Here is a 14,628-nt window from a genome sequence, read left to right as displayed (position 1 = left end):
TCAGCTTTCAACCTCATTGCTATAATCAGCCATAGCGATACGCTTAAGTTGTCTATAGCGACGTTGAGCATCTTTTTTATTGCGTTCAAAAAGCTCAGCAGCGTGTTCAGGATTTGCTTTTTTAAGTGAATTATAACGCACTTCATTCATTAAAAATTGCTCATATAAATCCCAATCAGGTTCTTTTCCTGTTAGAGTTAAAGGATTTTTTCCTTGTTCTTCTAAACGAGGATCAAAGGTATAAAGTGGCCAATAACCACACTTTGTAGCAAGCTCACCTTGCTCTCCTGAGTAACCCAGCCCACCTTTAATACCATGAGCTATACAAGGAGAATAACAAATCACCAAAGATGGTCCATCATAAGCTTCAGCTGCAGTGATAGCCTTGATAAGATGGGCATAATTTGCCGTTGAATTTACTTGCGCTACAAAAATATAACCATAAGTCATGGCAATTTGACCTAGATCTTTTTTCTGTATAGGTTTGCCTGCTGCTGCAAACTGTGCCACAGCCCCTGTTCTAGAAGATTTTGAACTTTGACCGCCTGTATTAGAATAAACTTCTGTATCAAGCACTAAAATATTTACATTTTCTCCACTTGCCAAAACATGATCAAGTCCACCATAGCCTATATCATAAGCCCAACCATCACCACCAAAAATCCAGTGAGATTTTTTACTTAAATACTGTTTAAGCTCTAATATATCTTGCACCGCTTTAATATTTTTATTTTGCTCTAAAATAGGGATCATTTTATCTTTAATTTCCACAGACATAGCACCATTATCTTTATTTGCAATCCAATCTTTAAAAAGAGCCGATAAAGCATTTGGCACTTCTTGCATGCTTTCATTCATGATATGTTCAATGCGGTGTCTTGTGTTTTCAGTTGCAATTTTCATACCCAAACCAAACTCAGCATTGTCTTCAAAAAGTGAATTTCCCCAAGCAGGACCGTGTCCATTTTTCACACTTTTTCTATAAGGAGTTGATGGAGCTGAACCCCCATAAATAGAACTACAACCTGTAGCATTAGCCACAATCATTCTTTCACCGAACAATCTTGTAATTAAAGTAATATAAGGAGTTTCCCCACATCCAGGACATGCCCCATGGAATTCAAATAAAGGTTGGGCAAATTGCGCTCCTTTTGTGGTTTCTTTATTTAAAATATCATCTTTATAAGTAATTTCTTTAAATAAATAATCCGCATTCTCTTGCTCACCAAAATCCATCTCTTCTTGAAGTGGTACCATAACCAAAGATTTTTCTTTAGTAGGACACTCATGAACACAAAGCTCACAGCCTGTACAATCAAGTGGAGAAACTTGAATTTTAAAGCTTAATTTTTCTCCTTTGGTTCCTTTAGCTTCTAAAGCATGATCTTTTACTCCACGAGGTGCATTTGCCATTTCTTCATCATTAATCAAAAATGGTCTGATAACAGCATGTGGACAAACTGAAGCGCATTGATTACATTGAATACAATTTGCCTCTATCCATCTTGGTACCATAACCCCAACACCGCGTTTTTCGTATTCGGTTGTGCCGTGTTCAAAACTTCCATCTTCATAACCTAAAAAGGCTGAAACAGGTAAATCATCACCCTTAGCTGCGTTCATAGGTTTTACGATTTTTTCAACAAATTCAGTGCCTTTATAGGCATTGGTTTGTTCTTTTTCTTTAAGCTCTAAATTTTTCCAATTTGGATCCACTTCAACTTTTACAAGTCCATCAGCCCCCACATCAATAGCTTTGTAATTCATTTCTACAATAGCATCGCCTTTTTTACTATAAGATTTATACGCAAGCTCTTTCATGTATTTTTGTGCATCTTCATAAGGAATGATTTTTGCAAGTTTGAAAAAGGCTGATTGCATAATGGTATTTGTACGATTTCCCAAACCTATATCACGAGCTAGTTTGGTTGCATTGATAATATAAAAATTTACTTCTTTTTCAGCTAAAGTTTTCTTTACTGCATCTGGAAGTTGTCTTATGGTTTCTTCAGCATTCCAAATACTATTTAAAAGGAAAGTTCCTCCTTTGCGAATTCCTGCTAAAACATCATAAATTTCCAAATAAGCCGCTACCGAACAAGCGATAAAATGCGGAGTTGAAACAAGATAAGTTGAACGGATAGGTTTTTTAGAAAATCTCAAATGGCTTCTTGTATAACCCCCTGATTTTTTAGAATCATAAGCAAAATAAGCTTGAGCGTAAAAATCCGTTTTATCTCCGATGATTTTAATCGAGTTTTTATTTGCGCCCACAGTTCCATCAGCACCAAGTCCGTAAAATAAACATTCGATCGTACTTTCATCTCCAAGTGAAATTTTCTCTCCAGTACTCAGTGAAGTATGAGTTACATCATCAACTATACCTACAGTAAAGCCATCTTTTGGATTATCAAGTTTAAGATTTTCAAATACTGCTATCATTTGAGCAGGATCAACATCCTTTGAAGAAAGTCCGTATCTTCCACCTACTATAACAGGAGCATTTTCTCTTCCATAGAAAGCTGATTTTACATCAAGATAAAGTGGCTCCCCAAGACTTCCTGGTTCTTTGGTTCTATCTAAAACTGCAATTTTTTTCACTGATTTTGGCATAACATCAAAGAAATATTTTAAACTAAATGGGCGATAAAGATAAACTTTTAAAATCCCTACTTTTTCACCCTTAGCATTAAGATAGTCCACTACCTCTTCAAGTGCTTGGGTTACAGAACCCATAGCAACAATCACACGCTCTGGCTCTTTGTGTCCATAATAAGTAAATGGTTTATATTCTCTACCTGTGATTTTTGAAATTTCTTGCATATATTCATTAACAACATCAGGCAAAGCATCATAAAAACGATTGCTTACTTCTCTAGTTTGAAAATAAATATCATCATTTTGTGCTGTTCCGCGTGTTTTTGGATTTTCTGGATTTAAAGCATTATTTCTAAATTCAAGCAAAGCTTCTCTATCCAATAATCTATCAAAATGCGCATAATCCATCACTTCAACTTTTTGAATTTCATGACTTGTTCTAAAACCATCAAAAAAATGTAAAAATGGCACTCTTCCCTTAATTGCAGCTAAATGTGCTACACCAGCTAAGTCCATGGTTTCTTGCACAGAATGCGAACAAAGCATAGCAAAACCAATTTGTCTTGCTGCATAAATATCTTGATGATCACCAAAGATAGACAAAGCTTGAGCAGCCAAAGAACGCGCTGCTACGTGGATTACACAGGGGAGTAATTGACCTGCTATTTTATACATATTTGGAATTTTAAGGAGTAATCCTTGAGAAGCTGTATAAGTTGTAGTCAAAGCCCCAGCCTGCAAAGATCCATGCACACTACCTGCAGCACCTGCTTCACTTTGCATTTCTACGATTTTTACAGGAACTCCAAAAAGATTTTTTTTGCCTGCAGCTGCCCACATATCGGTGTAATCAGCCATAGGAGAACTAGGTGTAATAGGATAAATTCCAGCAACTTCAGTAAAAGCATACGCAGCGTATGCAGCAGCCTCATTTCCGTCCATAGTTTTCATAATTTTACCCATTGAGACCTTCCTTTATATTGATAATTTTTATAATTTTTTAGCTATCAATTTACTATAAATTCTCTTAAAAGGCGTTTAACGAAAACTTGAAATTAGTTTAATCTAGCTATATAATTAACAGCCTCATATGCGTTTAAAAATACCATAGAATGGGTTTTTAATTCATTTTCATTGCCATAACCACAAGTTAAGGCCAAAGGAGTGATATTAGCAGAAATTGCAGCTTGAATATCTAATATTGTATCGCCTATCATATAGGCATTTTCTTGAGTTTTATTGAGTCTTTTTAAGGCTAAAATTATAGGTTCGGAACTTGGCTTTGGATTTGTGACATCTTCAAGAGTAATTAAAGTTTTAAAGAATTTTTTAACTCCCAAATAATCAAGTAAAATCGGAGTAAATTTACCTCCTTTTGTTGTAACTATACCAATATCTGCAATTTCGCTTCCAAGTTCTAATGCTTCTTTTGCTTTAGGCAAAAGAGTGGTTTGTTCTAAATAAATTTGTGCATAAATTTCACGATAAGATAATACAAATTCTTTACTTAAATTTACTTTATCCGGATAAAGCATTCTAAACATTTGCTCTAAAGGATAACCTATGAGATTTTTGATTTCTTCATTATTTTTAGAAGTTAATCCAAGGGCTTTAAAAGCTCCTTGGAAAGAATTTAAAATAGCATCAGTAGAATCAATTAAAGTGCCATCTAAATCAAATAAAATAGTTTTATTCATTATCTTAAAATAAATTTAGCATCCACTCTTCTATTATCCGCTCTACCTTCTTTAGTGTCATTGCTTGAGCGAGGATTATCTTGTCCATAACCTACTGTTTTGATGCGACTTTTTTCTACACCATATTTTTCAAGTTCATTAGCAACACTTTTAGCACGTCTTTCTGAAAGCTTTTGATTATAAGCTCTTGAACCTATATTATCTGTATGTCCTTCAAGAATAGTATCATATCTTTCATTTTCATCTAAAACTTTTGCAATTTCTTTGATTTTTTCTTGAAAAGTTGGATTTATAGTAGTTTTATCAAAACCAAAATGACCTTCCAAAGAAATAGTTTTTTCGCAACCATTTTCATCTAACAAAGCACCTTCTCTTGGTTCTACAGGACATTTTGCTTGTGGAGCTGGACGAGTATCAGCAACTTCTTCTACAGCTTTTTCCTTTTTGCCACCAAAACCAAAACTAATACCTAAAGTTGAAACCCAATTATGGTTTGCATGATTAAAATTAATTTGATCTCTAGTTTCAAGTCTTAAAGCCAAAGAATCACTAAGGCGGAATTTTACACCCGCGCCATAATGTCCAAATCCACCGCTTTTATTATCATAAGCAGCATTTGAAAAATCCTCATATCCTCCACCTGCTAAACCATAGAAATAAAATTTCTCACCTACATCAATACCTTTAATAGCACTCAAATAAGTTCTTGTAATATCTGTAGTTTTATTTGTATTTGTATATTTAACATCAGAATAATGCTCTAACCCAAATTCTAATTGATCAAGCCAAAAATCGTCAAAATGATAACCAAGTCTAATCCCTGGTGCATAACGATTATCCATATCTAAATTACCTTCAAAGTAATTATAGTTTAAAGTTGGAGTGATTTCAAATTTTACATTGTTATCAGCACTGAATAAAACACTTGCCAAACCTAAACATAATAATATTTTTTTCATAGAAAAAACCTTTCATTGTGTTATAAAATAAAAATTTAAATTTTGCAATTATATCATAAATGACAGAAAAAAGGATGAGTTTTATAAAAAATTGTAGAAAGGTGGGAAAATCCCACCAAAAAATATTAACGTTTAGAGAATTGTGGGCTTCTTCTTGCTTTGCGGCGTCCATATTTTTTACGCTCAACAGTTCTACTATCTCTAGTAAGAAGTCCTTTAGGTTTTAATAAGGCTCTAAAATCAGCATCCATAGCTGCTAAAGCTCTTGAAATTCCATGTCTTAAAGCTTCAGCTTGAGCACTATAGCCCCCGCCTAAAGTAGTTGCTTTAATATCCATTGAAGTTTCTTGTTTAGTCACAAGTAAAGGTTGAACCACTTTAAGCTTAATCGCCTCGTGTCCACCAAGCCAAGTGTTTAAATCAACACCATTAACACTAATTTTACCACTACCTGGTTTTACCCATACCTTTGCGATAGCAGTTTTTCTCTTACCTGTTGCGTATGTTGTTGCCATGATTATTTTCCTTCTTTAGCAATTTGCGCAGTGTGTGGGTGCTCACTACCCGCATAGATTTTTAATTTTTTAAGCATAGCTCTGCCCAAATTTGTTTTAGGAAGCATACCTCTAACTGCTAATTTATATAATTTTGCAGGATTTTTTTCAAGTAAATCACCAAATTTTTCGCTTTTTACACTTCCAAAATATCCTGAATGTCTATGATAAAGCTTATCTTCTGCTTTATTAGCACCTGTAAATACAGCTTTTGAAGCATTGATGATAATTACATAATCACCACAATCAACATTTGGAGTAAAGCAAGGCTTGTTTTTACCTCTCAAAATTGTTGCTACTTCAGTTAAAAGACGACCAAAGCGTTTGCCTTCTGCGTCTAAAACAATCCATTCTCGTTTTACTTCGTTTGGCTTTGTTATCTTTGTCATAATTTTTACCTTTGCCAAAAATTTAAAATGTGATTGTATAAAAAATAATATTAATTTTTACTTAATTTAAGTAAAAATAAAGTTTATATTTCCAAAATTTGAATTTCATTTTCCAAGCAATAAACTATAAAAGCATGTACTTTATCTTTTTTCAAAATTTCACTAATGGCGATCTTATAAGTTCTTACTTGCTCTTTATGTTTATCTTGCATAGCAAGACCTGTTTTATAATCAATTATAAAAGCTTCTTCATCTTTTAAAGCAAGCAAGTCTAATTGTTTAATTTCTCCATTAAAACTCAAAGCTTGTTCTTTTAAAAGCTTTCCATCACCAATCAAATTTTGAAATTGAGTATTTTTAAGTAAAATTTCAATTCTTTTAAAAAGCTTTTCAAAATCACTCTCATCTAAAAAATGTCTAAATTTACTCTTGCATCTTTGAGTAAGTATTTGAAAATTTTCACCCTTAGGGAGTTTTAAATTTTGCATAAAAAAGTGAAAAGTATTTCCAAAATATAGCTCTTTACTATCAAGCTTTTCTTCACTTTGAACTTCTTGTGGGCTAATTTTTTCAAATTTTTGCAAAGTTTGAATGCTTTCTTTTTTAACGCTTAAAATTTGTTCTTTGCTTTCTAAAAAACCTCTCTCTTGAGAATGTATATTTAAAAATCCCCCCTTAAAATAACTTGGATAATTTCCATTTACACTTTCTTCATTTCTTTTTATGATGATCAAACTTTCCTTAGCTCTTGTAAAAGCCACATAGAGTTTATTGATATCATCTTCATAATTTGCTCTTGTAATATTTTCTTTAAAAAGGGTGTAAATAGGCTCTTTAGTAAGCTCTCGAATTTTATCTTTAATATGGAGTTGCCAACCTTGATTGATATCATATTCAAGCATGATATCTTCATTGTTTGAATTGTTTTTAGATAAACTATCTAGCAAAATCACATGATCAAATTCCAAACCCTTAGATTTATGCACACTCATAATACTAATACCCATATTTTGTTCGCTTACTATTTTCAAAGCGCAAGGCTCAAATAAAAGTTTTAAAAAATTTTCCTTAGTTTTAGCATATTCGATAAATTGTATTAAAGCGATATCATTTAAATCAAGTTTTAATTCCTTTATTAAAAAAAGTACATTTTCCATAGCATTTTTTGAAAAATCAAGGGCGATTTTTCTGGGCTCAAAACCTAAAAGTTCTTTTAAAAATACCAAGTAAAACTCATCGCCAAAAATACAATATTTAGCATATTCTAAAACAAGTCTTACGCTTGCTTTATTTTCAAGCAAAACATTACTTTGAGTAAATGCGGGAATTTTTTGCTCTCTTAAAAAATCCAAAACCATATCTGCATCGCTATTTTTCCAACACAAAATACAAATATCATCATAAGAAATATTTTTAGATCTTAAAAAATTAATTTGCTCAAATAAAGTTTCTAAAGTCTTTTCCTTGATTTCTTGGGCTTGGTTTTTAACCTTTTGTTCTTTAGATTCCACAATACGCACAAAACCGCCTTTTTTACTTTCTAAGGCAAATTGCTCTTTATAATCTTTGATTTTTTCTTTAAAAGTTTCATTAACAAAATCAACCAAAAGCTCTTTAGAACGATAATTAGTATTTAAACTATCACTTTTAATTTGACTAAATTCTTGTTTTAACAAATCAAATAATTCTTTTTTTCCTTTACGAAAGCGATAAATACTTTGTTTTTTATCTCCTACATAAAAAAAAGTGCGATTTTTCTTAGCCCCTTCTCCTGAAACAAGCTCAGCGATCAAAGGGCGTAAAATTTGATATTGGATCACACTCGTATCTTGAAATTCATCAATAAGCAAATGCGAAATAAAGCCATCTAAACGAAAATAAATCATATCCTTAAATTCACTGGTTATTAACTCATAAACTTTTTTACTCACATCTTGGAAATTTAAGGTATTTTTATCTTTATGAAATATATTTTTAGCTTCACTATAATGATTTAAAAGATTCATTAAATTAGCAATTTTATAATTTTCAAGCTCTATAGCATAAGTATTTAAAGCATTTATAAGCTCCATTCTTTTTGCGCTAAAATACAAGTTAGTGCTTTCTAAATCTTGTAAATATTTTGTACTTTCAAATTTTGTCATAAAACTTGATTGCATAAACACGGATAAATCTAAAACTTCGCTTTTAAAATTGTCACACAAGTTTTTATAATTTTTTACATGAGTAAGACCCAAACAATAACTTCTTAACTCACTATAAGCTTTATTGATATAAGCTTTAGATGGATTTGGAATTTTAGGAAGATTTTGAAAATAAGCATTCTCATAAAATTTTTCAAGCTCGTTAAAAAAATTTTCTTTCTCATCAACTAAATTAATATAATAAGCCAAATCTTTTAATTCATCTTTTTTAAGAAGTTTTAAAAAAATCTCTCTTACATCAAGCTTCTCTTCACTCATTGCAAAATCACTGCTTAAACCCAAATTTAAAGCAAAAACACGCAAAATTTTTCCGAAAAAAGCATCAAAAGTACTGATTTTTAACTCTGTTCTTAAAAATTCTTCTTTTTTAGCATCTCTTAAAGAAATAAGCTCTTCTTTATCTTTACCTAAAAGCTTGCAAAGTTCATTGCATTCACTGGTTTTATTTTCTTTTTCTAAATTTAAAAAAGTCTCAATAATTCTTTTTTGCATTTCATTAGCAGCTTTTTTGGTAAAAGTTAAAGCTAAAATTTCATTAATCCTAGCTCCTTTTAAAATAAGTGCTACAAAACGCACACTCAAGGCAAAGGTTTTTCCGCTTCCCGCACTCGCTTCTAATGCCAAAAAAGGCTCAAATTGACTCATTTTAATTCCTTTTTATAAATGAGTTTATAAGGACAGTACTCATCTTGTTCATTTTCAAACTCTATTTCTTCCTTGCTCATAAGAACTAAGTCTTTAAGTCTTTCTCTTAGCTCATCTAAACTTTTAGCTTTTTGGTGCAATATTTGCATACTATTTAAATCATAAAAACCCACGTTTGCATTTTCATCATATAAGGCTTGGTAAAAAGCAAGTTGATAAGAATTACTTGATACTTTTCCACTTTTATAATCAATGATCAAATTACCTTCTTTTGAACTATCAATACGATCTATAGTGCCCTTAAGTTTTATACTATCTGCTCCAAGCTTTAAAATATTGTTTAACTCAAGCTCTGTATGTGCGACATAAAAGCCTTTTGAAAAATGCTCTTTTTCATTTTTAGCAAATTGTATAAATTTTAATTTAAATACTTCAAGATCAAGTTCGCTAATATTGTATTTTTGATATTCTTTATCCAATAAATTTGCAAAAACTTTTATATCAAAATCATTATTTACATAATTTTTATAATAAATTTCAAGCATTTTATGGATGAAATTTCCTTGATTTTTCGCTTTGCTTTCCTCGCTTAAAACCCTAGGTTCTGCTAAATTTAAAATATAACGATAATAATAAGTTCTTTTTTGATTTTCCAATAAATTAAAACGACTAAAAGAAAGCGGAAACTCGAAAGGATTATGCTTTAAAATAGGAGCTTTTATAGGAGTTAGATTAGGTTTTATGCCTTCATAGTCTAATTTTAAAGCATTAAGATAAGCTTTTTGATGGATATGAGTTTCATAAAAAAAGTCAAAATCAAGTTCATCTAAAAAACGTGATTTGCTTTTTTCTTCATTTTCCACAAAGCAAATACTTACTTCTAAAGCATTTTTCATCAAGCTTTCATAATAAAATCTTTGTAAATTTTCTCTTCTATCATAGCTAATCAATCCTGCTTTTTTACGCACTTCATTGTTTAAAAAAAGCTCATTAACACTTCTTTTAGGAATAAATTCTTCATTAAAATCAACCAAAATTACCCCATCAAAACAAAGCCCACGACTTTCTAAAAGTCCCATTACCGTAACCTTACCTCCACCTACATCACTAAGGGAAAGTTGTGAAATTTGCATGAAAAAAAGATGGATCAACTCTTTAAGAGTTAAAGACTGATTTTTCAATAAATCTTTAATAAAATAAAGTTCTTTTCGTATCAAATAAATAAGCTCTTGTTTTTCATTTTCTAAAAACAAAGCAAGTAATTTTTCAAAATATTCAAAATCACATTTCTCATCAAAATACTTTTTAAACTCTATAAAATCAAGCTTTAAAGAATGTAAAAGCGTATTGTGATAATCAAAAATCATCTGCGTATCTTCAAAATAATCCTCTTGATTTTTATAAACAAAAGAAGCACTACTAGCACTTTCATAAAGTGCTTGAAATTTTTGATAAAACAAACTTTCTTTAATACTAATCCCACTTGCAAAATTAAGCATATTGTCTTTATCAAAAAGTCTTAAAAACTCACAAAAACTTTCATCTGGAGTTATAACTACAATATTTTCAGGCTTTAAACCTTTGCGTACAAAATGTGAAATTTCATCCATAACAAAGGCGCATTGTAAAGCCCTTAATTCAAAAGATTTGAGTTTAATTTTTGAATTTTTTGTTTTAAAAATTTCTTCTTTTAAAATCTCTTGTTTTGAAAGATTGATTTCATAATGAGTGTTTATTTTTAAATCAAATGTTTTTAAAAAATCAAGTTTTAAAAGATATTCAAGATTAAATTTACTTGTTTTAAAACTTAAAACCACTTCTTTAATCTGAGAAATTTCACTTAATAAATTTTCTTCAAATTTACTCAAAAAACCTTGCAAATCATAAACTATAGCTTCATACTCATCTAAAAAATCTTTATTAAGAGTGTAATTTTTAGGCAAAGAAAGATCATCATAAAAAGAATTCTTTTCAAGCAAAGCAAGATAATTCTTATATACCTCATCTAAAATTTCCAAATGTTCATTATAGGTAGCATAATAATCATTGTTTTTAAGATCTTCTATGCTTTTTTTTTCTAAACTAAGTTCTTTAAAAAAAGAAAAAAGATATTCGTTATTTTTCAAAAAAGCAAAAAATTCTACCGAAATTCCTAGTTTTTTTTCTAAATCCTTACTTTTTAGACAAGCTTCTTGCATTAAAAGCAAACTTTCATAAGAACTTGCCTTATGAAAATTGCTCAAACAAACTTTATCTAAAAATTCACCTATATGAATAGCACTATCTAATAAAGCATTTTGCTGTTTTTTTTGGTTATAATACTCTCTAATTTGTCTTGAAGAAGTAAAAATTCTTAATTTCATTGAGCATTTAATTCGTAGCTAAAAAAACCCACTGTTTCTTGATTTGCATAAAACTTTAGCTTAAGCTCCCATCTACCTTTATCTAGTTTAGGTAAAGCGATACTTAAAATTCCATTTTTAACTTGTCCTTCTAACTTTTGATCAAAATTTTTAGTGAATGGTCTTGTAAGAAGAGCTTGAACTTTTAAATCATCAGAATTTATATTTTGTAATGCAGAAATTTTAAAATTTGCAACATAGGAATTTTGATCCACTTCATAACTAGGAATTTTTCTTTTACCAATAAAAGTGATTTTATCATTTTGAAAATTTACTTTAAAAAATTTATCAAAATTTACTTGTTGTTTTTGTATTTGATTGTAATTATTTTCAACATTTTGATAAGAGTCAAAATAAAAATCATCCTCATACACAGGATGGTGACTTGCTATAAAAATCGTTACAATACAAGCAATAATTATAGCCAAAAGTGAAAGCAAAATACCATAAGGCCAAAAACTTTTTTTAGTTTCTAACATTTTTTTTCCTCTTTATTCTTCTTTGTGCATAGTATAACAATGCAAAGCAAATAAATCCATAGATAAGTATTCTTAAGATATTGATAGTATCACGATTTGCATTGCCTATAGAATGTTCTAATTGTAATCCCAAGGATTTTGCCACACGATCTACAATATCTGCATAACCATTAAGTATAGCAGCATTATAAATATCACCTTTATTTGTAGCTAATATCGGCAAAATAGATCCTGTTCCAGGATAAGGACTAAGTACAGCTTCTTTATCAATCAAAGCTAAAGCACCTTTTGAGCCCACTATATCAACTTTGTGAGAATTTTTTGACAAAAGAAGCAATATATAAGATTGAGGAAGTTCTTTTTGTTTATTTAATAAAGTTTCAATTTCAGTTTTATCACCAACCATAACACCGATAAAAATATTACTTTTTTGGTAAAGCTCTTTTCCTATAAGATTAATCTCATTGCTTACTTTTTGACTTAAAATATTTTCATTAAAAAGTACAGCATCAAGAGCAAAAACCCTAGAAGGCAATAAAACAAAGAAGAAGATGGCTAAAAAGCCATCTTGTAATATTTTTTTCATCCTATATGAAGATGATTTACGGTCAAAACCGACCAAGCGGTGATTGCAGCAGCAGCAACTAAACCAATAACAATTAAATATTCCAAAGCCTTACTCATTGTGCTTCCTTTATACTTCTATGATCTTGTTCTTTTGAACCAAACATCTTTACACTTTGTACATCTTTAAGACTATATGGCTTTTGCATCACTTCTTGCTGAGCTTTAAGACCCCAAATAGTTAAAACTACTAAGATAGCAAGTAACAAAACCGTAGCAATTAACATACCTGTAACACCTGAAAGAGAAAACACGCATCTATTATTATTTTCCATCATTCACCCCTTGAAAGAGAAATTACATACTCGCCAACAGCTTCTTTTTGAATATCATTAAGTGTTGGAAAACTCGGCATTGTTCCTATAAAACCAGCCTTACCACTATGTAAAACATCTACTACAAAAGCTGCAGAACCGTATTTTGTAAGATCTGGGAACATTCCATCTTGACCTTTTCCATCTTCTCCATGGCATGCTGCACAAGTTGCATAAGCTTCTTTACCTTTTGCTACTAAATTTTCATTTGCAGTTTTCTTAATAGCTGAAAGATCTTTTGCTACATAAGCAGCAATAGCAGGGATATCTTCTTCTGCCACACCTAAATCAGCAGCACCAAGCATTTCTCCACCTGGAAAATTCATACCTTTTGAACCATGTTTAATTACATTGATTATACCTTCTTCGCTACCCCAAATATTTAAATTTTGAGCTTTACCATTGATACCATCGCCTGTAATTCCATGACAAGCTGAACACTGAACTAAAAAGATATTTTGACCCATTGCTATTTTATCTTCAGGAGATAAATTTTTAAATTTTTCTTCGAATTTTGTATTATGAGTTGCTACTTCTTCATTGTATTGACCTATACTTGAAAAAGAATTTAAAGGATATCCCCATAGAAAATACCAAATAGCCCAAACAATAGTCAGGAAAAATACCACAGCCCAACCAGTAGGAACAGCATTTTTATACTCTCCTATTCCATCCCAACTATGTTCACTAAGCTCTGACTCGCCTTTTTTTTCTTTCATTTGCTTAAACATTCTACCCACAATAACTAGTGTGATTAAAATGATAAGAATAGCTCCAATTAAAGATAAGAGATTAACATTATCTTCTAAATTTAACCATTGCATTAAGCACTCCTTTTACTTTCTAATACACTATCATCAATATCATCTTTTAAGGCAAGGTTTGCATAATTTTCATAATTTCTCTCACCTTTTTTTTCTGTTCTATATAAATGATACCAATACGCATATAATACTATTGACAAAAACATCACGAGTGCAAAAAAACCATAACCTTGGAAAATCTCCCACTCATGTTTTTGAACTGTTGCTAAATCAAATGTGATTAAATTTTTAATCACATCAAAAACTATTGATAAATGTTCCATCATCTTACTTTAAGCTATTTAAATAAGCGATCAAAGCAACTATTTCTTTGATTTCACCTTTAGCAAAAGCATCTTTTACTTCTTGATTTTTCATTTGATCAACTATAGCCTGAGCTTCAGCTTTTACTTCAGCTTGCGCATCCTCCCAAGAACCAAGTTTTGTTCCATTTTCTGTATCATAAGGAACATTGAAAACTTTTTTCACAGTTAAAGCCTCAGCATAAGCAGTTTCAATATCTGCATTATTTTTAAACATATGCTTATATGAAGGCATAATAGAATCTGGAACAACAGAAGTAGGATCCCACATATGATTTTCATGCCAATCAGCTGTTCTATAATTTCCTACACGAGCAAGATCAGGTCCTGTTCTTTTTGAGCCCCAAAGAAAAGGTCTATCATAAGCAAATTCACCACTTACAGAATACATACCATAACGATCTGTTTCTGATTTAAATGGACGAATAAGCTGTGAATGACAAGCATTACAACTATCTTTAATATATACTGCACGCCCTGCAAGTTGTAAAACCGTATAAGGTTTTTTACCTTCAATTGGTCTTGCATTTTCTGCAAAATTTGGTAAAACTTCAACTATGCCTGCATAAGCAATCACTACAAAAACAGCTACAGCAAAAAAGAATGGATTTTTTTCTAACCAACTAAACATATTTTC

General features: G+C 30.8%; 14 protein-coding genes. All 14 read right to left on the bottom strand.

Features of this window, described 5'->3' with window-relative positions; genetic code table 11:
* Nucleotides 1-3,561 carry a pyruvate:ferredoxin (flavodoxin) oxidoreductase gene (gene nifJ / locus AJN56_RS01265; protein WP_070246252.1) on the bottom strand — a complete coding sequence of 1,187 codons (3,561 nt, stop codon included), beginning with the start codon at nucleotides 3,559-3,561 and terminating at the stop codon, nucleotides 1-3.
* Nucleotides 3,562-3,653: 92 nt separating this feature from the next.
* Nucleotides 3,654-4,295 carry an HAD family hydrolase gene (locus tag AJN56_RS01260; RefSeq protein ID WP_002869201.1) on the bottom strand — a complete coding sequence of 214 codons (642 nt, stop codon included), beginning with the start codon at nucleotides 4,293-4,295 and terminating at the stop codon, nucleotides 3,654-3,656.
* A complete protein-coding gene (gene cadF, locus AJN56_RS01255; protein WP_002869202.1) occupies nucleotides 4,295-5,254 on the bottom strand; it encodes a fibronectin-binding outer membrane protein CadF in 960 nt (319 codons plus the stop codon). Before cadF ends, AJN56_RS01260 begins: the two co-directional genes overlap by 1 nt.
* Before the next feature lie 125 nt (nucleotides 5,255-5,379).
* Nucleotides 5,380-5,769, bottom strand: a complete 390-nt coding sequence (gene rpsI, locus AJN56_RS01250) for a 30S ribosomal protein S9 (protein WP_002851459.1) — start codon at nucleotides 5,767-5,769, stop codon at nucleotides 5,380-5,382.
* A gap of 2 nt (nucleotides 5,770-5,771) precedes the next feature.
* Complete coding sequence (rplM, locus tag AJN56_RS01245) at nucleotides 5,772-6,197, bottom strand: 50S ribosomal protein L13 (protein WP_002779321.1); 426 nt, start codon at nucleotides 6,195-6,197, stop codon at nucleotides 5,772-5,774.
* A gap of 83 nt (nucleotides 6,198-6,280) precedes the next feature.
* Complete coding sequence (locus AJN56_RS01240; RefSeq protein WP_002855443.1) at nucleotides 6,281-9,046, bottom strand: RecB-like helicase; 2,766 nt, start codon at nucleotides 9,044-9,046, stop codon at nucleotides 6,281-6,283.
* A complete protein-coding gene (locus AJN56_RS01235; RefSeq protein ID WP_070246250.1) occupies nucleotides 9,043-11,409 on the bottom strand; it encodes a PD-(D/E)XK nuclease family protein in 2,367 nt (788 codons plus the stop codon). The genes AJN56_RS01240 and AJN56_RS01235 overlap by 4 nt, the downstream gene beginning before the upstream one ends.
* Nucleotides 11,406-11,927: a FixH family protein gene (locus AJN56_RS01230; protein ID WP_002877447.1), complete on the bottom strand. Its 522-nt coding sequence runs from the start codon at nucleotides 11,925-11,927 to the stop codon at nucleotides 11,406-11,408. Before AJN56_RS01230 ends, AJN56_RS01235 begins: the two co-directional genes overlap by 4 nt.
* Nucleotides 11,914-12,513: a hypothetical protein gene (locus tag AJN56_RS01225; protein WP_002887732.1), complete on the bottom strand. Its 600-nt coding sequence runs from the start codon at nucleotides 12,511-12,513 to the stop codon at nucleotides 11,914-11,916. The genes AJN56_RS01230 and AJN56_RS01225 overlap by 14 nt, the downstream gene beginning before the upstream one ends.
* On the bottom strand, nucleotides 12,510-12,611 hold the full coding sequence (locus tag AJN56_RS01220; protein WP_002868225.1) for a hypothetical protein: 102 nt from the start codon (nucleotides 12,609-12,611) through the stop codon (nucleotides 12,510-12,512). The genes AJN56_RS01225 and AJN56_RS01220 overlap by 4 nt, the downstream gene beginning before the upstream one ends.
* Entirely contained in the window at nucleotides 12,608-12,829 is a 222-nt protein-coding gene (locus tag AJN56_RS01215; protein ID WP_072224426.1) for a DUF4006 family protein, read from the bottom strand. The genes AJN56_RS01220 and AJN56_RS01215 overlap by 4 nt, the downstream gene beginning before the upstream one ends.
* On the bottom strand, nucleotides 12,826-13,689 hold the full coding sequence (locus AJN56_RS01210; protein WP_002851306.1) for a cbb3-type cytochrome c oxidase N-terminal domain-containing protein: 864 nt from the start codon (nucleotides 13,687-13,689) through the stop codon (nucleotides 12,826-12,828). The genes AJN56_RS01215 and AJN56_RS01210 overlap by 4 nt, the downstream gene beginning before the upstream one ends.
* Nucleotides 13,689-13,952, bottom strand: a complete 264-nt coding sequence (locus tag AJN56_RS01205) for a cytochrome c oxidase, cbb3-type, CcoQ subunit (RefSeq protein ID WP_002851307.1) — start codon at nucleotides 13,950-13,952, stop codon at nucleotides 13,689-13,691. The genes AJN56_RS01210 and AJN56_RS01205 overlap by 1 nt, the downstream gene beginning before the upstream one ends.
* A gap of 4 nt (nucleotides 13,953-13,956) precedes the next feature.
* A complete protein-coding gene (gene ccoO, locus AJN56_RS01200; protein ID WP_002855439.1) occupies nucleotides 13,957-14,622 on the bottom strand; it encodes a cytochrome-c oxidase, cbb3-type subunit II in 666 nt (221 codons plus the stop codon).
* Between the last annotated feature and the right edge of the window lie 6 nt (nucleotides 14,623-14,628).

Source organism: Campylobacter sp. BCW_4319 (genome assembly GCF_001764435.1).
Lineage (GTDB): Bacteria > Campylobacterota > Campylobacteria > Campylobacterales > Campylobacteraceae > Campylobacter_D > Campylobacter_D jejuni.
Note: the sequence above shows the minus strand (reverse complement) of the source record. Positions and strands in the feature narration are given on the sequence as shown.

Coding starts and splice junctions, on each gene's coding strand:
- cadF (WP_002869202.1), bottom strand. CDS start 5,254: ATGAAAAAAATATTATTATGTTTAGGTTTGGCAAGTGTTTTATTCAGT.
- rplM (WP_002779321.1), bottom strand. CDS start 6,197: ATGACAAAGATAACAAAGCCAAACGAAGTAAAACGAGAATGGATTGTT.
- AJN56_RS01260 (WP_002869201.1), bottom strand. CDS start 4,295: ATGAATAAAACTATTTTATTTGATTTAGATGGCACTTTAATTGATTCT.
- rpsI (WP_002851459.1), bottom strand. CDS start 5,769: ATGGCAACAACATACGCAACAGGTAAGAGAAAAACTGCTATCGCAAAG.
- AJN56_RS01210 (WP_002851306.1), bottom strand. CDS start 13,689: ATGCAATGGTTAAATTTAGAAGATAATGTTAATCTCTTATCTTTAATT.
- AJN56_RS01205 (WP_002851307.1), bottom strand. CDS start 13,952: ATGGAACATTTATCAATAGTTTTTGATGTGATTAAAAATTTAATCACA.
- AJN56_RS01220 (WP_002868225.1), bottom strand. CDS start 12,611: ATGAGTAAGGCTTTGGAATATTTAATTGTTATTGGTTTAGTTGCTGCT.
- nifJ (WP_070246252.1), bottom strand. CDS start 3,561: ATGGGTAAAATTATGAAAACTATGGACGGAAATGAGGCTGCTGCATAC.
- ccoO (WP_002855439.1), bottom strand. CDS start 14,622: ATGTTTAGTTGGTTAGAAAAAAATCCATTCTTTTTTGCTGTAGCTGTT.
- AJN56_RS01215 (WP_072224426.1), bottom strand. CDS start 12,829: ATGATGGAAAATAATAATAGATGCGTGTTTTCTCTTTCAGGTGTTACA.
- AJN56_RS01240 (WP_002855443.1), bottom strand. CDS start 9,046: ATGAGTCAATTTGAGCCTTTTTTGGCATTAGAAGCGAGTGCGGGAAGC.
- AJN56_RS01235 (WP_070246250.1), bottom strand. CDS start 11,409: ATGAAATTAAGAATTTTTACTTCTTCAAGACAAATTAGAGAGTATTAT.
- AJN56_RS01225 (WP_002887732.1), bottom strand. CDS start 12,513: ATGAAAAAAATATTACAAGATGGCTTTTTAGCCATCTTCTTCTTTGTT.
- AJN56_RS01230 (WP_002877447.1), bottom strand. CDS start 11,927: ATGTTAGAAACTAAAAAAAGTTTTTGGCCTTATGGTATTTTGCTTTCA.